Genomic DNA, 22,048 nt, shown 5'->3' on the forward strand with positions numbered 1-22,048 from the left:
CTGGATAAAAGTCAGTTTTCGTTCAAATCGCAATTGGAGAAGTACGCGTTAGAGGGATAATGTATGAAAGGCAAAGTATGATTACAAAAAAAGCCGTGCCGCAGCTTTGTGCTGCGGCACGACCTAGTCAGTTACACAGATGCGTAGTGACATGCGGCAAAATGCCCTTTCCTCACTTCGCGCAGCGCCGGCTCGTCTACCTTGCACTGGTTCGTTGCAATCGGGCAGCGCGTGTGGAATTGGCAGCCAGTCGGCGGATTGATCGGACTGGGAAGGTCGCCAGTCAACACGATGCGTTCACGCGACTCTTCGACTTCAGGATCCGGAATCGGAATGGCCGACAGCAGCGCCCGTGTATACGGGTGAGCAGGACTTGCGTAAAGCTCGCTGCTCTCAGCCAGCTCGACGATTTTACCAAGATACATAACCGCCACACGGTCGCTTATATGCTTGACCATTGACAAATCATGCGCAATGAACAAGTAGGTTAAGCCCATTTTACGCTGCAAATCCTGCATCAGATTTACGACTTGAGCTTGTATCGATACGTCCAGAGCAGAGATCGGCTCGTCAGCAATAATGAAGCGTGGATCAACCGCCAGCGCCCGGGCGATACCGATCCGCTGCCGCTGACCGCCGGAAAATTCATGGGGATAGCGCGTCGCATGATCAGGATTAAGCCCGACAAGGTCAAGAAGCCCTTCCACCTTTCTCTTACGTTCGGAGCGGCTTCCCGCCAGCTTATGAATATCGATCGCTTCTCCAATAATGTCCATCACGGTCATTCGCGGATTAAGCGAAGCATAAGGATCTTGAAATATCATTTGCATATCGCGGCGCAGTGCTTTTAACTTAGAGCCCTTCAGCTTGTGAATATCTTGTCCGTCAAAGGTAACTCCGCCGCTTGTCGGTTCGTACAAACGCATTAACGTACGGCCCGCCGTCGACTTGCCGCAGCCGGATTCGCCCACCACGCCAACGGTTTCGCCTCTGTTTATCGAAAAGCTTATGTCGTTAACAGCCTGGAGTATGCTGCCTCCCCCCAGATTGAAAAACTTTTTAAGATTGCTAACCTCAACTAGCGGTCCACTCATACCGACACACCCCTGTTCGCATACGGATGTGCCAGCCAGCAAGCTGATGCATGTGATTCGCTGCCCTCCACCGCAAGCAGTGCAGGATCATTGTCTAGGCATACTCTCATTGCTTCATCACAGCGGGAGCAGAAGCTGCAGCCCGCCGGCGGTTTAATTAAATCAGGCGGCATGCCAAAAATGGGGACCAAAGGCTCGTCCTTCTTTTGGTCCAGACGCGGCACGGAACGAAGCAAGCCTCTTGTATACGGATGCTTCGGATTTTTGAATATTTCCCATTTCGTCCCTGTTTCCACCACTTTACCTGCATACATGACGATAACGCGGTCGCACATATCCGCCACAACGCCCAAATCATGCGTGATGAGAATGATAGAAGTACCCAGCTTATGCTGCAAATCTTTCATGACGCGCATGATTTGCGCCTGGATGGTAACGTCGAGCGCCGTTGTCGGTTCGTCCGCGATTAGCAGCGACGGATTGCACGCGAGCGCAATGGCGATCATAGCGCGTTGACGCATACCACCGGAAAACTGATGCGGGTATTGATTAACGCGGGATGCGGGGTTCGGAATGCCAACGAGAGTCAGCATTTCGATCGCGCGGTCACGCGCAGCCTCGCTAGACATCCCCTGATGTTTCATAAGCCCTTCCGTAATCTGACGCCCAATCGTTAGCGTAGGATTAAGCGATGTCATTGGATCCTGAAAGATCATCCCCATCTCTTTGCCGCGGATACCTTCCATTTCGCTGTTCGACATTTTCAGGATTTCTTTCCCTTTGAAATTGATCGAACCGCTCGTCTCCGCAGGAGGCGTCGGAATCAAACGCATAAGCGATTGCGCGGTTACACTCTTGCCGCAGCCAGACTCTCCTACAATCGCCACCGCTTCGCCTTTATTAACATGAAAATTAACGCCGCGCACCGCCTTAACAATGCCGCCGTGAACTTTGAAATTGACACGAAGGTTATTGACTTCAAGCAGCTTCTCCATCATTGTCCACCTCCTACTTCTTCATTTTCGGATCAAGCGCATCTCTCAGGCCGTCGCCAAAAATATTAAAACAAAGCATCGTAATGCTTATTACTGCCGCAGGGAAAATCATTCTCCACGGGTAAAGCGTCCAGGCTTTGATTGCGTCGTTAATCATCGTACCCAAGGATGCTGCAGGGGACTGTACACCCAGACCCAAGAAGCTGAGGAACGCTTCCGCAAAGATCGCGCTTGGCACCGTCAGCGTCAGCGTGACGATTATCGGGCCCATCGCGTTAGGAATCAAATGCCTAAACAGAATACGTACCGCGTTAGCGCCGAGAGCTTGAGCAGCCATAACATATTCCTGATTTTTCAACTGCATAATCTGTCCCCGCACAATCCACGCCATGCTAATCCATCCGGTTATGCTTAGCGCAAGAACGATGGTGAACATGCTGGGCTCCATGATAACGATAAGAAGAATAATGATGAGCATGTTAGGAATCGAATAGAGGATTTCACAGATTCTGTTCAGGATTTCATCCACGCGGCCGCCGAAGTACCCCATGATTCCGCCGATAATAACGCCAAGCACCAGGTCGGCAAGCGCGGCATATAAGCCGACCTGCAGGGATATGCCTGTCCCCATCCACGTTCGGGTAAACAAGTCCCGTCCAAGATCATCCGTACCGAACCAATAGGTAACGGAAGGGCCAAGATTTTTTTCTTTCAGATGGTTCGTTTGAAAATCATGTGCCGAAATGATCGGACCTATGATCGACATAATGGCTACAATAACGAGAATGATTAAACCGGCCATCGCAATTTTATTGGAACGCAGCCTCAGCCACGCATCTTTCCATGCGGATATGCTTTCCCGGACAATCGTATCCGTTTGCTTCTCGTCTTTGCTAAGCTTCGCGAATTGATCCGGCGTCAGTTGTTTATCTTCCACCCCTTAGCCCCCCTTTCCTTTGGTAAGCTTAATGCGCGGATCAACTAAACCGTAGGCGACATCGGTTAAGAACCGTGCAGCCATCAATATAATTCCGTAGAATAAGGTAAGCCCCATAATGAGCGTATAGTCACGGTTAGTAATGCTTTGTACAAAATATTTCCCGATCCCGCCTATGCCGAAGATTTGCTCTACCACGACGGATCCTGTAATAATATTCGCCGTCATCGGACCGATATAAGTGACTACTGGCAAAATCGCATTACGAAGAGCATGGCGCACCAGTATGACTCGACCGTTCAAGCCTTTCGAACGAGCCGTCTTAATATAGTCCGCGGACAGTACCTCCAGCATGGTCGAACGCGTCAGACGCGCTATGAACGCCGCGGGCAGGAAGGAAAGCGCGAGCACAGGCATAATAAAATCGGTTGGATCGTTAAGACCAGATACATCCAGCAAGCGAAGCTTGCTTCCCAGCACATATTGCAAAATGGATGCCGCTAGAAAGTTAGGGATAGAGACCCCGAGTACAGCGATAATGATCGTTGCGCTGTCCAGCCATTTGCGGTGATTAAGCGCCGCGATAATACCTAATATTAAACCGACTGCAAGGGACAAGATTATTGCAAAAATACCGATTTGCAAGGAATATATAAAACTTTCTTTAATGATTCTCGTTACAGACATATATTGCTGCTTCATAGACATACCTAAGTCTCCATGAAGCAAGTTGTTCAGATACATCAGATATTGCTTCCATAACGGCTGATCAAGACCGTACATGGCGAAGAGATGCTCTCTAATCTTCTCGGGAATGGCTTTCTCCCGAATGAACGGGTCACCCGGTATAATTTTCATCAGAAAAAAGGTGGCCGATGCAAGCACGAACAGCGAAGCGATCATGGACAGAAACTTTTTGGACACGTATTTTAGCAACGCAATGGACACCTCCTTACATATTAAACAAGACGATAACCGCCTGCATTACGTGCTGAATAATCCTAAAAGAAAGGGATATATGCGGCACCCCGCATATATCCCTAGCTTCAGGTGCTGGAATGACGATTATTTCGCTTCGTAGTAACCTCTTGTGTAGTCAATATCGCCTTTGTAATCCAAAAAGATGTTCTTGAATCCAGGTTTCAGCATATAAACGTTGCTGTAGTAGTAGATCGGCATAATCGGCATTTGATCCATCAGAATGGCCTCTGCTTCTTTCATCGCATCGATACGTTCTTGTTGGTCGCCGCTGGCATAAGCCTTCTTGATAAGCGCATCGTATTCAGGCGATGCGAAACCAGTGCTGTTCTGTCCGCCCTTCGTAACGAACATGTCCATATAAGTCATTGGATCGTTATAGTCCGCTCCCCAGCCTGCGCGTTGTACTTGATAGTTCATCGACGAACGGTTTTTGAGCAAAACAGGGAACTCTTGATTCTCGATTTCTACCGTGATGCCAAGATTTTGACGCCACATTTCAACGATCGCTTCCGCGATTTTTTTGTGTCCATCGCTTGTGTTGAATGTCAATGTCACTTTAGGGAATTCGGTAAGTTTAAGCTCCGCCAACCCTTCTGCAAGCAGCTTTTTCGCTTCGTCCACGTTTTCCGTGAAGAAATCGTCCTTCACTTCGTTACGGTAATCTTCTTTTACGCCGATAATACCGGGAGGTACGAAACCGAACGAAGGAATCTCACCCGCCATCGTCACGCTCTCAACGATCGCTTGACGATCGATCGCCATCGCAAGTGCTTTACGAACCTTTACATTGTTGAACGGAACTTCTTCCGTGTTGAACATGTAGTAGTACGAGCTTGCGATACCTTTTTGGTAGAACTCATCCTTCATGGAGTCTTTAAGGACTGGGATTTGTTCCGCAGGAATCTCGCCTGTCGGCTTACCTGTGTAATCAAGAGCGTCAGTCTCATAGTTCGCAAGCTCCGTCGCGGAATCCGCGATCATCGTGAAGTCGATGCTTGTGAATTTCACTTGGTCTTTCGCGTAGTAGTGCTCGTTAGGAACAAGCTTAATAGATGTGTTATGCTGCCACTCACCCATCTTAAAAGGACCGTTACCGATAATTGTAGCTGCATCCGCAGCCCAAGCCTCGTTATCCTTTACTGATTGATGCGAAGGGAAATACGTATAGAAAGATGTCAGGCTCAGGAAGTAAGGAGTAGGCGCTACAAGCTTTACTTCAAGCGTTTGAGCATCGATTGCTTTCACGCCGACGCCGTCAGCATTAGCGATTTTTTCTTCGTTGTAATCTTGCGCGCCAACGATGTAATAAAACTGATAGGCATAAGTGGAACCCATAGCCGGATCCAACGAACGCTTCCAGGAGAATTCGAAGTCATTAGCCGTTACCGGGTCTCCATTGCTCCATTTCGCATCCTTGCGGATCGTGAACGTGTACGTCTTACCATCCTCGGACACTTCCCATTTCTCAGCCATGCCTTCAACGGTTTTTCCGCTCTCGTCATTACGAGTCAGGCCTTCATAAATGCCAGTTGCAATCGTACCCGAAACATTGTCCTCCATTAGTGCAGGATCAAGAGAGGACGGCTCGGAATGCAGGTTCATGCGGAATGCTTTGGCCACCGTTTGTTCGCCGTTAGTAGCGTTGTTCGGCTCGCCGGCGTTGTTTTCTTTCGGCGTACAGCCGGCAAGCACCAGCGTAAGCACAACCAGCAGTGTTAAATAAGTGAAAATAGACTTTTTCATAACATACCCTCCCAATTTTTACTTAATAAGTATAGTTTAATTCATAAAAACCGGCATAAAGTATAAATATTCATATTTATGCATATTATTGAATAATCATCAATGCATATTTATGAGTAATACTGAATTTTTAATTATAAAAACTACGAAATTTACGATTAATTTACATCCAATTTACGCAAAACACTATACAACGGTCATAAAAGATCTGTCAATCATCCAAAAATTCTCATGTTAAGTATTCTGACATGATCTTTTTTTCAACAAAAACCTCAAAACCCGCGCTACATTCAGCAATCTGCCATTTCAAAATTACTTTAAAAGCACTTTTTTTATTTGAAAAATTGTTCATAATAGGTTTTACATTTGTGAATTTTCTCGTGACGGCCTCCTGCATTTTTATGCATAATAAAAAAGGTCATGTTAAAAAAAAAGACCCTTACGGCTGATTAAACAATCAGCAGTAAAGGTCTTTAGAACCGTTATTCAGCTATTAGTAAGTCATTCCAGGGTACAACGGGTATTGAGCCGTCAATTCACGAACCATACCGCGGGCTTTCGAAAGCACTTCCTGATCCTGCGGATTACCCAGCACAAGCGCGATAACTTCAGCAATAATCTTCATTGCTTTCTCATCCATGCCGCGAGCCGTTGCTGCCGGCGTACCAACGCGGATACCGGACGTCACGAACGGGCTCGTAGGATCAAATGGAATCGCATTTTTGTTAACGGTAATTCCGACTTCGTCCAATACGTGCTCAGCAACTTTACCTGTAATGTTCAGGTTACGGGTATCGATCAACATCAGATGGTTGTCTGTGCCGCCGGAAACAATGTTGATGCCTTTTGAAATGAGCTCTTCGGAAAGCACCTTCGCGTTTTTCACCACCTGCTCAGCGTATGCTTTGAAAGCCGGCTGCAGCGCTTCTCCGAAAGCGACTGCTTTCGCTGCGATAATGTGCATCAAAGGACCGCCCTGCGAGCCAGGGAATACCGCTTTATCGATTGCTGCCGCCCAAGGCTGACGGCAAAGGATCATACCGCCGCGAGGTCCGCGAAGCGTCTTGTGCGTTGTCGTTGTTACGAAATGCGCGTACGGCACCGGGTTCGGGTGCAGGCCTGCAGCTACAAGACCAGCGATATGCGCCATGTCTACCATGAACAATGCGCCTACGTCAGTGGCGATTTGGCCGAGCTTCTCGAAATCGATGATGCGCGGGTAAGCACTTGCGCCAGCCACGATCATACGAGGACGGTGTTTGAAAGCAAGCTTGCGGACTTCCTCGTAATCGATTGTAAAGGAATCCTCTTGCACGCCGTATGCAACGAAGTTATAAAGCAGGCCGGATGCGTTAACCGGGCTGCCGTGCGTCAAGTGACCGCCGTGCGCCAGGTTCATACCGAGAACCGTATCACCTGGTTGTAGGGCTGCCAGGTAAACAGCCATATTCGCTTGTGCGCCGGAGTGCGGCTGAACGTTAGCATGCTCAGCGCCAAACAGCTCCTTCGCACGGTTGCGGGCGATGTCTTCCACGATATCAACATGCTCACAGCCGCCATAATAACGCTTGCTTGGATAGCCTTCCGCATATTTGTTCGTAAGAACCGATCCCATCGCTTCCAATACCGCTTCGCTAACGATGTTTTCCGATGCGATCAATTCGATGTTGTCGCGTTGACGCTGCAGCTCAAGGCCGAGCGCCTGAAGAACTTCCGGGTCTTGTTTACGCAAATTTTCCATTATAAATTTCCTCCTCAAAGTGGTTGGTCTAATTTATTTGATAGATCGTGATATCCAAACGTTTTTGCACCGTAACTATTACCATTACTCGCATGTACCGGCAGACTGCTCAGGCGCAATGCTTGTCTCGAGCTCGTAGACGGCACGGGCCCCGCCTATCAGCTTCGGTCTCGTGACAGCCATCGTAACATGCGCCCCGCCAATGCTGCGAATAGACGGACGCACCGGTACGGCCACCCGCTTCAGATGCATGCCGATGAACGTATCTCCGATATCGATGCCGGCATGCGCTTGTACGGATTCCACTAAGCAGGGCTGCTCCAGCTGCCGATAAGCGTATGCAGCCATCGAGCCGCCAGCCTTCGGAACAGGAACGGCACCGACTATTTCCAGCCCGAAACGTTCTGCAGCGGCACGCTCTATAACGAGCGCACGGTTTAAATGCTCGCAGCACTGGAACGCGGGGATGAAGCCAATCTCGCTTCGGACGGCATCCACTCCGGCATAAATTTGCGCTGCCGTCTCTATTGTTCCTGCCGTTCCGATCCGATGCCCCAGCACCTCGCTAGTACTTACACCGATTACAAGCAGCTGACTCATGGTGAGCCTGCCTGCCGAGGCAAGCTCACGTACGATCGTCTCAACTTGGGCAGCAATTAGTTCTGGCTGTGAAGCTTCATGTTTGGTCATCGGCATGGACCTCCTTATTAGGACTGTCCGGCATATTTTTCCTCAATTTGCTTCACTTTGTTCAAGCGTCCGACATGACGCTCACCTTTGGAGAACGGCGTTTCGATCCAGATGCGAATAATTTCTTGGGCAACCCCCGGGCCGATAATACGTTCACCTAGCGCCAATACATTCGTATCATTATGATCACGTGTAGCTTGAGCCGAGAACAAATCATGCACCAGAGCGCAGCGGATGCCTCTGACCTTATTCGCCGCAATCGACATGCCTATACCTGTTCCGCAAATCAGAATACCGCGATCTGCTTTGCCGCTCGTAACAAGGTCGCATACGGGCAATGCATAATCAGGATAGTCAACCGATTGGTCGCATGTGCAGCCCACGTCTACAACTTCATGACCAAGAGTTTGAAGAAACGGCACAACCACTTCCTTCAAACTATAGCCTCCATGATCAGCACCAATAGCAATTTTCAACGTAAAAGACCTCCTTCGGAATGAAACATCACAGTGCTAGTATACCTATTTTTGCGGAAAAAGACGAAAAAAGAGCAAGACATGCTAATTAGCATGCTGCTCTTTGCCCAGGCGACCGGCCGTATATTCCGATGCTCCACCGTGGTTAGCCCACTTCCGTCGCCAGTTACATCGGAAACCATATGTTGTTTTTATAATAGCCGATTCGCTGCAAAAAATCAATCCGTAACCAAAGAGGAAAATGCGGAATTATCGCCTCGTCAGCTTGTCCAGCAGCCGCGTAAGCGCATCCTCGATTTCTTTGGCGCAGCTGTCGTAGATAGACAACGAACCTCCGAAAGGATCAACAATATCGAAGCTTGGGATACGCCGCTCCAGCTCTAAAAGCCTATTCCGCTCACCGGACGACAGCTGCTGGCCCAGCGCCTGCTTCATATGCAGCTCCGTGTAGAGCTGCTCCAGCTCTTCGATATCCGCGAGCGTACGCGCATCCTGATAGGCGAACTCCTTCAGTGTGTACGTCTTATCTACCGCTTCCGGAAACCATTGCAGCAGTCCCCGTTTGTGGCTGGAAGTCATCGTCAAAATAATATCGGCCCACTTTACCGCTTCACCCGTTATTGCCCGCGATGAGCTCTTATGATCAATTTCCCGCCGCCGCAGGGTCTCGATTGCATGAGCAGAAACCGGCAGCCCGTCCACCGTAGAAACGCCTGCCGAGCGAACGGCTACCGTAATGCCCCTCTCTGAAGCCATCCGGCGCAGCATCGCCTCCGCCATCGGCGACCGGCAAGTATTGCCTGTACATATGAATAGTATACGTTTCACACTGCCAACTCCTTTTTCTTCCGTGTCAAAACGCAGCTTTCAAGCGTAAACGGCTGTCGCTACGCACGAACCGCTAGCTGTGTTAATGAACAGCTCGGTTCTGTGCCGTCCTTGGCGGCAAAAGCTCGTTTCGCTACGTCTTTTCTGGAGCCCGTCTGGAAGCAGGCTCATCGAAAAACGGTGTGCGGTGAAATATAAGCAACGTATAAAGTCCTGATTTATACTTTCTTATATTTTAGAAAATAAACAATATGCCGAACACAAACAAAATCGCGCCGCCGCAAGCCTCGCCGTATTCACCGAGATTGCCGCTTACTTTGCGGCCGAGCATCAAGCCAAGCACCGACATACAACCGCCAAAAAAACCGAATAGCAAAACGGTAAGCCAGATGCTTGCTGCGAACATGCCCAGCGTAATGCCTACCGAGAAGGAATCGATGCTCACGCTGAGTGCCAGCACCGTCAGTCCCCATGTAGAGCGGTGATCGAATGATTGAACCGCATCCCCCCGGAGCGAGCTATATATCATGTGTCCGCCAAGCAACACGAGCAGTATACCTGCCGCTGTCGTTGCCACATCTCCGAGCAAACCGCTTACGTATTGTCCTGTTAGCATGCCAAGCAGCGGCATCACAACATGAAACAGCGCAATAACGGTGCCCAGCTTCAAAATATCGCGCAGACGAATGCCTTTCAGGCCAATTCCGAGTCCCAGCGAAAAAGCGTCCAGTCCGAGCGCTATCGCTATGATGAGCAGCGTCACGAGCTGCCCGACTTGTAAATGAACATCGACCACAGCCTATCTCCCCCAATGTCCGCCCGTATTCTATACCAAACATATGCGGACATGAGGACAAACATACTATATACTGTGACAAGCTTATTTCATCCCACTATTTTATACGTAAATAATCCGGTTACCCGCAGCCTTTGCCATCCTGTTCATTAGCGCCGCGCCAATTCCATGCTCGGTGCAGCTCTCCGCCCAAATGCGCTGGGCGCCGGCTGCGTCGAACCTGCGCAGTGCGGCGTACAACCGATGCGCAGCATCAGTCAGCTCCGATTCACTGCCGCATGAAACAACAATATCCGCCTCGTACGCAGCGAACCGCTCCTCGAAGGCGAGTACGCCTGTCACCTCGCCCCGCTGCTGCGCCGCTTCCACCTGGCTTCGTATATACGCAATTACAGCTCCGGGAGCGCCCTGAACAAGCTGGAGCTCGCCTTGCGGCGCGTAGTGCGTATATTTCATCCCGGGCGAGCGCGGGACCGCTTCAGGTTCATCTGCCGATGCGCTGTCTACCGCTGCATCAGGAGCCGCTGTTTGAAGCTCCTCCCGCGTAATGCCGCCTGGACGCAAGATGCGGATGGTACGATCGCCGTCCAGCTCAATTACGGTCGATTCCAGACCTACACCGGTCGCACCGCCGTCAACCACGCCATCGATCCGACCATCCAGATCATCCAGCACATGCTCCGCCAGCGTCGGGCTCGGTCTCCCTGAACGGTTAGCGCTTGGAGCAGCGACCGGACAACCGGCAAGCTCAAGCAGCTCAATCGCTACTTTGTGGTCGGGTATCCGTATCCCGACAGTCGGAAGTCCCGCCGTTACGAGCGGCGAAAGCGCCCCGGGACGGGCCGGCAGCACGATCGTGAGCGGCCCCGGCCAGAAACGGTCCATGAGCGCCGAAGCCAGCTGCGGATAAGGCAGTACCAGCTCATTCAATTGACGTCGATCCGCAATATGCACGATCAGAGGGTTGTCAGATGGCCGGCCCTTTGCGGCAAAAATACGCTCGACGGCAGCCGTGCTCCTTGCGTCTGCACCCAGCCCGTAGACGGTCTCCGTCGGAAAAGCAACAAGCCCTCCTTCACCGAGCAGGCTTGCCGCCTCCTGCAGCTGCGCACGAAGCGGCTGCTTCTCAGCTTCATTGACGCACCATACTTTTGTAATCGTCATCTCTATTATTCAATCCTTGCTTTAAAATTAATTATCCAATCATCCGTTATTATAGCATAAGCTTCTGAAAACGAGCAGAAACGGCAGCCTCGTCTTCGTAAAAAGACGCGGTTGCCGTTCCATGGTAAAGCCGTTCCCTTAGGAGAACAACGACTTGATCCAGTTAATCAACGATTCAATCATTTCCCAGATGAAAAACTTGGCTTCAGGCGCGGCTGCCTGCTCTGCCGCAGCGTCAGCCTGCTCAGCGTCAGCCTGCGCAGCAACGGTGGACGATGCCGCCGAAGCTTCGCCCGATGCGGAGTCGATAAAGCAGAGCGGCGGAAACAGGACGCACCACCAGTTCTGACCTCCGCCCTCTCCGAGCGTAATACGGAGCGCTTCATAATCGCCTGCCGGGTACACTTGATTGCCGTACATTTTGGTAGGAAATGGCACCATACCGAGCTCGGCAGAGGACGAATAATCAAAGCCGCGGCTCCGCAGCACCTCCGCCGTAATCCGTTCAATTTCCGGCATATTGGCGATGATCGTCTGACGCGCTTCCTCAATCGTTTGAGGACCGGTAACCCAGCCGTTCATCGCTTTAACGATCTCATCCCGGACAAGGCGCTTTACGACTTGGTCTGCGGGATTATCGGAATTTGCTAAAATACGGAGGCGAATCGCTTCCTGCGGAATTTGGCCGCCTGCGACTGCCGCATCCATCTGCTGGGCTTCCCAGCTCATAATAAGGAGAATCAGGGCAAAGATAATGAAACCGTAGGATTTGCGGTAAGGAAATTTATAAGGGCGAAAAGATTTGGATGAAAGGGATACGGATTGATAAGAATGAAGGCTGGACATACAACACAAGCTCCTCTCGTCGCACCCGTCAGTGCGTCTGCTTGCGTTCCGGAACGTATCTATCCGTCAGTATGTCCGCTATTCCGATTATATAAACCTAGTAATCTAGCTTTCTTGTAAATTTAGAATACAGTTCAAAGTTAATGTGGCGCTATTCACTCCCGAATGACGGGACGCCGCGCTATAATGATGAAAGCTGGTATCCAAAAAGATAAGGCAGGTTCCGATATGGATTTTCAAAATACCTATACGACTTATAAGCCGTTGCTTCAATCAATCGCATACCGTTTGCTCGGTTCCATCGCCGATGCCGAGGATATCGTTCAAGATGTCTTTACGGATTACAGCCGGTTAGACACAAAAGACATAAGCAATGAAAAGGCGTATTTAATTCGGATGGCGACCAACCGTTGTCTCAACCTGATGCAATCCGCACGCAAAAAAAGGGAAGTGTATACGGGGCACTGGCTTCCTGAGCCTGACGTAAGCATGGTGCGGCATGACCCGGCGGAGCTGTACGACCTGAACGAAACACTTTCTTATGCGCTGCTTGTCACGCTCGAGCAGCTGTCGGCGGTAGAAAGAGCCGTATTTATTTTGAGGGAATCCCTGCAATACGACTATCGGGAAATCGCCGCATGCCTGCAAAAATCGGAAGCGAATTGCCGCAAAATATACAGCCGCGCCAAGGAAAAGCTGCATAAGGAAGGGGAACTGCTACCCGTTAATTCGGATAAGGCCGAGCCTCTCGTAGCAGCCTTTATCGAAGCAGCCCGATCAGGCGATTTCAATGCGGTTATTGACCTTTTGACACAGGATGCGGTTCTCGTGTCCGACGGCGGCGGTAAGGTACGCGCAGCTATTTTCTCCATTCTCGGCAGGGAGCGCGTGCTCGCCTTTTTGCAGGGTATAATACCGAAAGGGTTCTTAGGGGACGGCTATCGGCTCGCCGACATCAATGGACAAACAGGCATCATTCTTATGGAGGATGGTCAACCGAAAAGCGTCGTCAGCTTTCAATTGGATGAGCGCCAGCAGCAGATTGAGCGGATTTTTGTCATGTTGAATCCCGATAAGCTGGGGCATGTTCCGCATGAAGTATAATACTTTGTCACAAACTGATGCATGACTTTGTCTATATATGTGAAGAGGAGCCAGCTCCCTTTGCAAGATCAATACGGATCATAGAGGAGAATGAATACGATGAGACAAAGAACCGATATTTCAAAAGAAAACCCTGCTGCTTATCAGGCCATGTTTGGTCTGGAAAACTACTTGAAAAGCACCAGCATCGATGACCGCACCAAGGAGCTCATTAAAATTCGTGCGTCGCAAATAAACGGGTGCGCGTTTTGCATTAACATGCACACGAAAGAAGCAAGAAGCAAAGGCGAGACGGAGCAGCGAATTTATGCTCTTAGCGCATGGAGCGATACGAATTATTTTACCCCGGAGGAACGCGCCGTGCTCGCGCTGACGGAATCGGTCACCGTCATTTCGAAGGAGCATGTGCCGGATGAGGTGTACGATGAGGTAGCCCGATATTTTGACGCCAAGCAAGTGGGGGAGCTCATTATGGCCATCATAACCATTAATGCCTGGAACCGGATTGCTATCAGCACGAAAATGATGCCGGAGTGAGAAGGCTAAGCAGGTTTAAAGGAAGGCTGACGTCTTAACCCTTGAATACTTCGTGATGCCCATAAGCGGCTAATCCGTGGCAGATAGAGCTGATTTCTAGCTCTATGTAGCATAAACTAACCAAAAGGTGCCGGATAGAGCTGATTTCTTGCTTTATTCCGCCTCACGACCGCCGTAATGCACATAACCGCCTAATCCGTGGCAAATAGAGCTGGCTTTCACCTCTGTTTTAGCTGCTAGTATGACAATTTGAGCGCAGCCGCTTATCGAGGCTGCGCTTGTGTGGCGATGACGTGGCGCTCAATGCCTGCGTAGTCGCTGATGATGCGAATGTCATCCCATGCACCAAAGCGACGCATCATGTCCGCGACGATACGGGGCTGACCCATGCCGAGCTCGAACGCGACGATGCGGGGCACTTGTGCGAGAAGCGGGAGCTGCTCAAGCATGCGGCGGTACGGGACAAGCCCGTCAGCCCCGCCGTCCAGCGCGAGGTGCGGCTCATAGTCGCGCACCTCGCGCTGCAAGCCCGTCAAATCCGCCGCCGGTATGTACGGCGGATTTGACACAAGCACGTCGATGCCGAGGCCGGCGTGCGGGGCAGCTAAGCTGCCCAGAGACTGTTCGCGCCCAGGTATAAAGGGCGCGAGCAGGTCGCCCTGCACGAACGTCATCCGGTCCGCCGCCTCATGGCGGGCCGCGTTCGTGCGGGCGACTGCCAGCGCGTCCGGCGATAGGTCGGACGCGCTCACGCGCCAGCGGGGACGCTGCGAAGCTAGCGTCACGGCGATGGCGCCGCTGCCTGTGCCGACGTCTACGACCGTCGGCGCCTGCTCTCGCCCGCTGCCCTGCTGTGCGGCGCGGTCAGAGCCCGCGCCCGCGGCTCCGCTCTCCGCTTCGCCGGCCAGAGCACCGCTGGAGGGCGGCCAGAGGCGGTCGGCCGCCTCGAGCACCGCCTCGACGAGCAGTTCCGTCTCGGGGCGCGGAATGAGCACGGCCGGCGACACCGCAAACGGACGGCCATAAAACCATTGCTCGCCGATCATATATTGCACCGGCTCTCCCAGCGCTTTACGTCGTATAAGCTGCTCCCAGTCCGCCAACCGGTCGGCTGGGAACGGCTCATTGCCGTCACGCAGGAGCGCTGCGCGGTCAATGCCGAGCAAAAACATAAGCAGCAGCTCCGCATTATTGCGCGGCTCCTCGACCGCTTCCGCCTTCAAAATCGATGCAGCGCGCACGCACGCCTCCCGAATCGTTAACGGCTGTACGAACCACCGCCCGTCTGGTTGATTACTCATTGCTTCAGCGCCCCTTTTGTCTGCTTTTCAAGCCCTAATCACAACAAAACGCCGGACCGCCGCTTGCATATAGCAAGCACACAGCAGCCCAGCGCAGCTTTCTTATACCATTTCGCGATCCATTAGATCAGCTTGTTCTGCAATCGTAAGCGACGAAATAATTTCCTCCATATCGCCGTTCATAACCGAGTCAAGCTTGTGCAGCGTTAATCCGATCCGATGGTCCGTTACACGGCTTTGCGGGAAGTTATACGTCCGGATACGCTCACTCCGGTCACCCGTTCCCACCTTGCTCTTCCGCTCGCCCGCATATTTCGCTTCTTCCTCTTGGCGGCGAATATCGGAAATACGGGCACGAAGCACCTGCAAAGCTTTCGCTTTGTTTTCGTTCTGAGATTTGCCGTCCTGACAAGTCGCCATGATACCCGTCGGAACGTGCAATACGCGAACCGCGGATTTCGTGGTATTAACGGATTGGCCGCCCGCTCCGCTGGAACAGAACGTATCGATCCGAATGTCTTTGTCGAGAATTTCTATCTCTACCTCTTCAACCTCCGGCATAACCGCAACCGTCGAGGTCGACGTATGAATGCGTCCGCCGGACTCCGTTACCGGAATACGCTGTACGCGATGCGCGCCGCTCTCGAACTTCAGCTTGCTGTACGCGCCTTTGCCATTAATCATGAAAATAACCTCTTTGAAGCCGCCAAGGTCGTTTTCACTGAAGTCCATCAGCTCAACACGCCAGCCCTGAGCGTCCGCAAACTTGGTATACATGCGATACAAATCATAAGCGAACAGCGCCGCTTCATCGCCGCCGGCTGCTCCGCGGATTTCCACGATAACGTTCTTATCGTCATTCGGGTCCTTCGGCAGCAGTACGAGGCGAACCTTCTCGTCGAGCTCAGCTTTGCGCGCGCTCAATTCGTCGATTTCCATCTTAACCATTTCACGCATTTCGTCATCTAGCTTCTCTGCCTGCATCAGCTTAGCATCCTCAAGCTGTTCAGACACTTGTTTATATTCCGTAAAGGCATCATACGCCTCTTGTAAATCCGACTGCTCCTTGGAAAGCTCTCTAAGACGTTTCGGATCGCTGGATATATCAGGATCACACAACAGCTCACTTAGCTTCTCATACCGGTCGGCGAGTGCTTGTAAACGGTCTAACACAATCATTCACCTCTGTTTATTCCAATAGGATAATGTTTATTATACCATATCAACGGCTTAGTATCGACAGCTGGTTTGGATTAACAACAGAATCAACAACTGCCAAAAACGAGCCATGCGCGCATGCCAAAATTAAGGATCGCTAACCTCTCTCCACTTCATATGATCGTCAGCAGCCTTTTGTAACCGACAGCAGCCTAAGGGTAACTATTGCTTATTTCTAAACAAAGCCCCATAAGCGCAAATCTGCACTTACAGGGCCATTTCGTTTCCATTCTATTTACACGTTAAAACGGAAATGCATGACGTCGCCGTCACGTACGACATAGTCCTTGCCCTCGAGACGAACCTGCCCCTTCTCGCGCGCCGCTACCATCGAGCCTGCCGCTACGAGATCGCTGTAGGAAACAACCTCGGCACGAATAAAGCCGCGCTCGAAATCGGTATGAATGACGCCCGCAGCCTGCGGCGCTTTCGTTCCGTTGCGAATCGTCCACGCGCGAACCTCTTGCACGCCGGCTGTAAAATACGTATATAGGCCAAGCAGCTTGTAAGCTGCACGAATCAAACGGTTGAGGCCCGATTCCGACATCCCGAGCTCCTCGAGGAACATTTCCTTGTCCTCGCCCTCAAGCTCGGCAATTTCCGATTCCACCTTCGCGCTAATCGGCACAACCTCTGCATTTTCCTGTGCTGCGAACTCGCGAACCTTTTGGACATACTCATTGCCGTCTGTGTCCGCAACCTCCGACTCACTCACGTTCGCCGCATACAGCACGGGCTTCATCGTCAGCAAATGTAGATCGCGAACGAGCAATTTCTCGTCATCGCTCAGCTCCAGGCTGCGCGCCGGCTGATCGTTGTACAACGCTTCTTTAATGCGTTCAAGCACTTCGACCTCTTGTGCAATCTTCTTATCGCCGCTCTTTAAGTTTTTGCGTGAGCGTTCAATCTTCTTGTCCACGGAATCGATATCCGCCAAAATAAGCTCCAGATTAATAACCTGAATGTCACTGATCGGATCTACTTTACCCGAAACGTGTGTGATATTCTCGTCCTGGAAGCAGCGAACGACATGAACGATCGCATCAACCTCGCGGATATGCGCCAAAAACTTGTTGCCAAGTCCTTCGCCTTTACTTGCGCCTGCAACCAGACCCGCGATATCTACAAACTCAAATGCCGTTGGTACGATGCTTTTTGGCGTTACAAGCTCGACCAGCTTGTCTAGACGCTCATCCGGTACCTCAACAACGCCGACGTTCGGATCAATTGTACAAAAAGGATAATTGGCAGACTCAGCGCCTGCTTGCGTAATCGCGTTAAACAATGTTGATTTGCCTACGTTCGGCAAACCGACAATACCTGCTTTTAATGCCATGCTATAAGACACCCCTATTTTCCCGAAAGTAAACAACTCCCGTTATTATACCCCAGCACCACCCACATTGAAAGTACCAAGGGCTGACAGCAGGCTCTTTCAACCTGAATGGTTAGCAGGGCAGTGGAAATACTACCGAGGTGGACGCTTATGGAGTACGTTTTACTTCGCAAAATTATGGAGGAGGTAACTGACCTTATGGAAAATGAAACGCACAAGGGCAATTACAAAGGCACGACGCATATGAAAGCCAAAAATCAGGACATGGCCTTCGTCAACGATACTCTTGAGGACGCCAAATCTGTTACGAACTTTTCCACGAAAAAGAAAAAGACCGATAGGTGATTAAAACAGCAAAACGGCCTGGGAGCCGCTAGTTTTTAACTGGCGTTCACCGGGCCGCTTTACCATACTAACTTACCTCAGCGGTCCTTCACCGCTTCAATTTCTTTCTCTCCGAATTGCCCGCTACATCCGTATCGGAGCTTCCTGCAGCTCAGCCCGCGATTGTAGGTAGCGGAAGAACGCTACCGATGCTTCCGCGCGCGTCACTTGCTTCTTCGGCAGAAACTTGCCGTCAGACAAGCTCATAATTTTCAAGCCGACGACGATTGCCGCCTGCCCTTTGTTCTCGATTTGAGCCGAATCCTTATATACAGTCTTGAAGATATGATCGTAGTTCGCAAGCGCATTATAGCCAAGCGCGCGCACGATCAGCTCCGCCATCTCGTCCCGCGACACTTTGCCGTCCGGATTGAAGGAACCATCCCCTAGATCGATGAGATTTTGCTCCAGCGCGCTTTCTACGTATAGGAAGTAACTGGAATCCGCAGCGACATCATTAAATGACGCCTTCTCCATGCTCTCAGAGCCGTATAAACCCGGTGGACGGCCGCTGTTTCTTGCAAGCACCAGCATTTTAATAAGCTCGCCGCGCGTGACGGCTTCATTCGGCCGAACCTTGCCGTCCTTTACATCAAGCGCTTTGTATGCAACCATCAGCTCCAGCTGCCGCTGCGCCCAATGACCCTCGATATCCAGCGCCTTCGGCTTCTCAAGCTGCGTCGCCTCGCCGGTTTCCCGGTTGCGCCATCCGCCAGACTCCGCATCCAGAAATACGGATTCGTCAATGAGACGCGGAACCAGGCGGTATACAAGCTCTGCTTCCGTCGTAGCCTTCACTTCATTGCCTTGAACTTCGCCGGATGCCACCATCACCTTATATTTCTCAATCGGAATCGGCTGCCCGTTCCATGTAAATTGTTGAACCAGGCGGTAAGTCAGCTGGGTTTGGTAGTAATTTAACCAGTTATCAACCGCTTTGTCCTTCGCGATAATGGTTGGCGCTTTATCCGGATAAGCAAAGTTTGAAAGATAAGCTTCGTAATTAGTAATCTCGCCTGTGCGGGAGTCGATCGCTACGCTGATATTGTCGTACTCCACTATAGCGCCATGAACCTTGTGCATGAAGTTAAAATAATACGAACGATTCTCTTCCGCACTAAGTCCCTTATATTGCTCCGGATCAGGCTTTACCATATAAAGCTGGTGCGTAAGCCATGGCAAATGTTTTTTCACCGCATCCGCAGCAAGCACCGACGCTTGTTCAAGCGATATGGTCTTGCTTCCAGCCTGCGTTTGCCCGTTGAAATAATAAATGTAAAAGCTGCGGACTGCTCCTGTCCGTCCGTCCACCGACGCGTTAGCGGACCCTGTTTCCTTGCCGTCCTTCTTCATCGTCCAATTTAAATGCCAATAAGCATCCGTGGTGCCTGTTCCTTCATTGTTTTGTTCATTATAGCTCGATCCGCTCAGCTCAGCTTCTGCCGGCAGCTTGAACGCTGCCTTCACTGCTTCTGCCGCCTGCTTCTCCGTTACGGTGCCTGCTTTCGGTTCTTCTCCAACCGGCTTCTCCGTTACCGGCGTCTCGGAAACCGTCCCTGCTCTAAAATACAAATCATTCGAGCCTTCCTTCTGCTCTCCCGTTACTGCATCGATGGCAATCGGCTGCAGCTCATAGCTCAGAAGCGGCTTCCTCTTACCCTGCACATTGTAGGGTACAATATAAGTAAGCTGCGGAGTCGCCGCTGCGCGCAGCTTCGCATTAGCCTGCTCGGGCGTTAACTTCGTATCCACTTTAGGAAATGTAATGGTATTGTCCCACTGTAACGAATAACTCGTAATATGCCCCTCGCTGTCGACCTGCACTTCGATATAATTATCGACGTAGGGTATTCCGTTAACGATCCGGTCATAACGCAGCAAATGCCTCACTTCACCTGTAAGCGGCGGAAGCAGTTGTACGCCATAATCAAGGTTATATTGAATATTCGCTTTGTAATCTGCAGCTATTGTACTAATAAATTGAAAAGCGATCTGCTGCGCATCGTCACGTTCAACCTTGAGCGGGTACGTAGGCTTTGCCGCAGGGTTATCGGTGTAAGAGTTAAATTCAAGCAGCTGTCCATTATCCGCATGAATACGAACGTAAATGCTGCCCATGTGCTTGCCGTTTATTTTTTTCACAAATTCGAGGCCCCAAGCATTACGCTTCCCCCCAGCAAGCATATCCATGGAAAAATGGGCTCCCTGGAGCGCATATTCTTTCGGAATGCTTACATACTTCCGTGCAAGCGCCTCGGCTTTCTCCTTGGTCACCGCCACATCGACAGGAGCTTCGATTTCTTTCATAACGTCTCCTTCCGAAGATGGCGCGGGTGGTGCCGCCTCACTCATCCTGGCAGACTTGTTTACGCTTTCAGCAAACGCTGAAGTCGGCACTGCGCTTATGAGCATAGCTGCCGAGAGCATGACTGCAAGCTTGGTTCGATTATTCTTCTTCACTACTTCACCCTCCAATGCTTTTCCAATTTATTCATGGTATAGACGCATCCAGGAGCTTGTAGGTTGCACGGTGCGAAAAAAAATAACCTTCAAACTGTAGTCAGTTCGAAGGTCAAAATCTCTTACGCCGATTTCCTGCGCGCACCATAGGTCCAAGCTTTTTGCAAAATATAAATACAAAGCCATACCGATAAAATGATGAACAATGGCATGACCGTAAAGTTATACCTGTATTCCGGCACAAAGACGAGTCTGATCATCGTCATAATAATGATAACGACCGCGAGCATCACGCCCGGATGTCTCCAGCGCCATACGAGCGCCAGCAGCGAAATAATACTGCTGTACACCACGAACAAATGCAAGAATGGCACCTTCGGGTACGCATAATAGATGGGTTTGTGCCCTGATCCGAAGAACATGTGACTGTACGTATATTTCAGTTTGCCGACCGTATACCATTTTATATATTTCCAAGTTTGTGTAGTGAAGCCTGCCTTCAGACGCACCCAAGCATATTCCTTTTCTGGCATGCCCTTTGGCTTTGGAACAATCCGATCGGAATAATCTTTATCCGGATAGGTACCGGCCGAGAATGGGTTCGACTGCGAAGCAGTCAATACAAATTCATGCAGCGTTACAATATTGCGAATCCACCAAGGGAGCATTGTTGCTGATAAACAAAGTCCGGTAATGATGCCTAGCAAGGCAACTTTTTTGAAAATAGCCCACCTCGATTGCCCCGCAGCTTCCCGGCCTTCTTTGCGCTTGCTCCACTGCTGCAGTAAAAACACACCGTATAGCGGAACGAACAGCGGCAAAAACTCAGCTCTAACAAGTACGGTAAGCCCTAAAAGCACGCCTGCGATAGCGGCATCCCGTTTGAGATGCGTGCGGAATGCGTATAATTGCATGGACAAGTAGGCCATCAATAAAAATAAAGCCAGTGTTTCGGTTAGTACGGCACCTGTCGTCCAAATAAACGGGTGATAAATCGCTCCCGCAAAGATCGACAGTAAAGCTACCCATTTATTTTTCGTAGCTTGCATAGCAATTATGTACATCAAGGCTAGCGAGGCTAAACTGATAAGTACCTGTACCCAGCGGATAAGCGGAAATGGCTCCATACCGATTTGGTCGGCAACGATATACATGGAAGCCATAAACAACGGGTAACCAGGTGTCACCCGGGCATTGGGAACCTCTTCCTTGTAGGAATAGATGCCTTTATCGAATAATCGGTGCACCATTTCATTGTAATACTTCGAATCATGCGAGACATTATGCTTTACCGAAGTAAGAAAATCAGCTCTTAACCATAGTGCAAGCAAAAAAATGAGGACGATCATGATCGTCCAGACTTTATTTTTTCTGACCCGTTCCAACACGATCTTTCGGCCCCCTCAAATCCTTACAA

The 22,048-nt window shown here is 50.6% G+C and carries 20 protein-coding genes and 1 riboswitch; of the genes, 3 read left to right on the top strand and 17 right to left on the bottom strand.

Going from position 1 to position 22,048, the window contains the following annotated elements; genetic code table 11:
• Window positions 1-131: 131 nt before the first annotated feature.
• The 12 genes from DFP97_RS18125 to spoIIR form a co-directional block, all read right to left on the bottom strand.
• On the bottom strand, window positions 132-1,094 hold the full coding sequence (locus DFP97_RS18125; protein ID WP_114381600.1) for an ABC transporter ATP-binding protein: 963 nt from the start codon (window positions 1,092-1,094) through the stop codon (window positions 132-134).
• Complete coding sequence (locus DFP97_RS18130; protein ID WP_114381601.1) at window positions 1,091-2,089, bottom strand: ABC transporter ATP-binding protein; 999 nt, start codon at window positions 2,087-2,089, stop codon at window positions 1,091-1,093. The genes DFP97_RS18125 and DFP97_RS18130 overlap by 4 nt, the downstream gene beginning before the upstream one ends.
• Before the next feature lie 13 nt (window positions 2,090-2,102).
• A complete protein-coding gene (locus DFP97_RS18135; RefSeq protein WP_114381602.1) occupies window positions 2,103-3,026 on the bottom strand; it encodes an ABC transporter permease in 924 nt (307 codons plus the stop codon).
• A gap of 3 nt (window positions 3,027-3,029) precedes the next feature.
• Window positions 3,030-3,962: an ABC transporter permease gene (locus tag DFP97_RS18140; RefSeq protein WP_114381603.1), complete on the bottom strand. Its 933-nt coding sequence runs from the start codon at window positions 3,960-3,962 to the stop codon at window positions 3,030-3,032.
• Between the two features lie 129 nt (window positions 3,963-4,091).
• Entirely contained in the window at window positions 4,092-5,750 is a 1,659-nt protein-coding gene (locus tag DFP97_RS18145; protein ID WP_114381604.1) for a peptide ABC transporter substrate-binding protein, read from the bottom strand.
• Window positions 5,751-6,243: 493 nt separating this feature from the next.
• Window positions 6,244-7,491: a serine hydroxymethyltransferase gene (locus tag DFP97_RS18150; protein WP_147275068.1), complete on the bottom strand. Its 1,248-nt coding sequence runs from the start codon at window positions 7,489-7,491 to the stop codon at window positions 6,244-6,246.
• Window positions 7,492-7,575: 84 nt separating this feature from the next.
• A complete protein-coding gene (locus DFP97_RS18155) occupies window positions 7,576-8,181 on the bottom strand; it encodes a TIGR01440 family protein (protein WP_245976361.1) in 606 nt (201 codons plus the stop codon).
• Window positions 8,182-8,198: 17 nt separating this feature from the next.
• Window positions 8,199-8,657, bottom strand: coding sequence for a ribose 5-phosphate isomerase B (rpiB, locus tag DFP97_RS18160; RefSeq protein WP_114381606.1), 459 nt, complete (start codon window positions 8,655-8,657; stop codon window positions 8,199-8,201).
• Between the two features lie 98 nt (window positions 8,658-8,755).
• Window positions 8,756-8,837, bottom strand: a riboswitch (ZMP/ZTP riboswitch).
• 69 nt (window positions 8,838-8,906) lie between these two features.
• On the bottom strand, window positions 8,907-9,485 hold the full coding sequence (locus tag DFP97_RS18165) for a low molecular weight protein arginine phosphatase (protein WP_114381607.1): 579 nt from the start codon (window positions 9,483-9,485) through the stop codon (window positions 8,907-8,909).
• 235 nt (window positions 9,486-9,720) lie between these two features.
• Window positions 9,721-10,281 (bottom strand): manganese efflux pump MntP, encoded by a 561-nt coding sequence (locus DFP97_RS18170; RefSeq protein ID WP_114381608.1) that lies wholly within the window; start codon window positions 10,279-10,281, stop codon window positions 9,721-9,723.
• Window positions 10,282-10,383: 102 nt separating this feature from the next.
• Entirely contained in the window at window positions 10,384-11,445 is a 1,062-nt protein-coding gene (locus DFP97_RS18175) for an L-threonylcarbamoyladenylate synthase (protein WP_114381609.1), read from the bottom strand.
• 138 nt (window positions 11,446-11,583) lie between these two features.
• On the bottom strand, window positions 11,584-12,291 hold the full coding sequence (spoIIR, locus tag DFP97_RS18180; protein ID WP_114381610.1) for a stage II sporulation protein R: 708 nt from the start codon (window positions 12,289-12,291) through the stop codon (window positions 11,584-11,586).
• Between the two features lie 186 nt (window positions 12,292-12,477).
• Here spoIIR and DFP97_RS18185 point away from each other — a divergent pair, with 186 nt between their 5' ends.
• Together DFP97_RS18185 and DFP97_RS18190 are read left to right on the top strand one after the other, a co-directional pair.
• Window positions 12,478-13,395 carry an RNA polymerase sigma-70 factor gene (locus DFP97_RS18185; protein ID WP_342773281.1) on the top strand — a complete coding sequence of 306 codons (918 nt, stop codon included), beginning with the start codon at window positions 12,478-12,480 and terminating at the stop codon, window positions 13,393-13,395.
• A gap of 99 nt (window positions 13,396-13,494) precedes the next feature.
• The gene (locus DFP97_RS18190) at window positions 13,495-13,932 is read left to right on the top strand and encodes a carboxymuconolactone decarboxylase family protein (protein ID WP_114381611.1); all 438 of its coding nucleotides are present in this window, start codon (window positions 13,495-13,497) and stop codon (window positions 13,930-13,932) included.
• Window positions 13,933-14,195: 263 nt separating this feature from the next.
• Here DFP97_RS18190 and prmC read toward each other — a convergent pair whose 3' ends face one another.
• The 3 genes from prmC to ychF form a co-directional block, all read right to left on the bottom strand.
• Entirely contained in the window at window positions 14,196-15,233 is a 1,038-nt protein-coding gene (gene prmC / locus DFP97_RS18195; RefSeq protein WP_114381612.1) for a peptide chain release factor N(5)-glutamine methyltransferase, read from the bottom strand.
• Window positions 15,234-15,335: 102 nt separating this feature from the next.
• The gene (gene prfA / locus DFP97_RS18200; RefSeq protein WP_114381613.1) at window positions 15,336-16,406 is read right to left on the bottom strand and encodes a peptide chain release factor 1; all 1,071 of its coding nucleotides are present in this window, start codon (window positions 16,404-16,406) and stop codon (window positions 15,336-15,338) included.
• A 280-nt stretch (window positions 16,407-16,686) separates the two neighbouring features.
• Window positions 16,687-17,787 (bottom strand): redox-regulated ATPase YchF, encoded by a 1,101-nt coding sequence (gene ychF, locus DFP97_RS18205; protein WP_114381614.1) that lies wholly within the window; start codon window positions 17,785-17,787, stop codon window positions 16,687-16,689.
• A gap of 150 nt (window positions 17,788-17,937) precedes the next feature.
• Between ychF and DFP97_RS18210 the strand changes: the two genes are divergently transcribed.
• On the top strand, window positions 17,938-18,132 hold the full coding sequence (locus DFP97_RS18210) for a hypothetical protein (RefSeq protein ID WP_114381615.1): 195 nt from the start codon (window positions 17,938-17,940) through the stop codon (window positions 18,130-18,132).
• A 123-nt stretch (window positions 18,133-18,255) separates the two neighbouring features.
• Here DFP97_RS18210 and DFP97_RS18215 read toward each other — a convergent pair whose 3' ends face one another.
• Together DFP97_RS18215 and DFP97_RS18220 are read right to left on the bottom strand one after the other, a co-directional pair.
• Window positions 18,256-20,631 carry a YcdB/YcdC domain-containing protein gene (locus tag DFP97_RS18215; protein ID WP_114381616.1) on the bottom strand — a complete coding sequence of 792 codons (2,376 nt, stop codon included), beginning with the start codon at window positions 20,629-20,631 and terminating at the stop codon, window positions 18,256-18,258.
• A gap of 122 nt (window positions 20,632-20,753) precedes the next feature.
• Window positions 20,754-22,019, bottom strand: a complete 1,266-nt coding sequence (locus DFP97_RS18220; RefSeq protein WP_114381617.1) for a phospholipid carrier-dependent glycosyltransferase — start codon at window positions 22,017-22,019, stop codon at window positions 20,754-20,756.
• Between the last annotated feature and the right edge of the window lie 29 nt (window positions 22,020-22,048).

It is taken from the genome of Paenibacillus prosopidis (assembly GCF_003337375.1).
GTDB classification, from domain to species: domain Bacteria; phylum Bacillota; class Bacilli; order Paenibacillales; family Paenibacillaceae; genus Pristimantibacillus; species Pristimantibacillus prosopidis.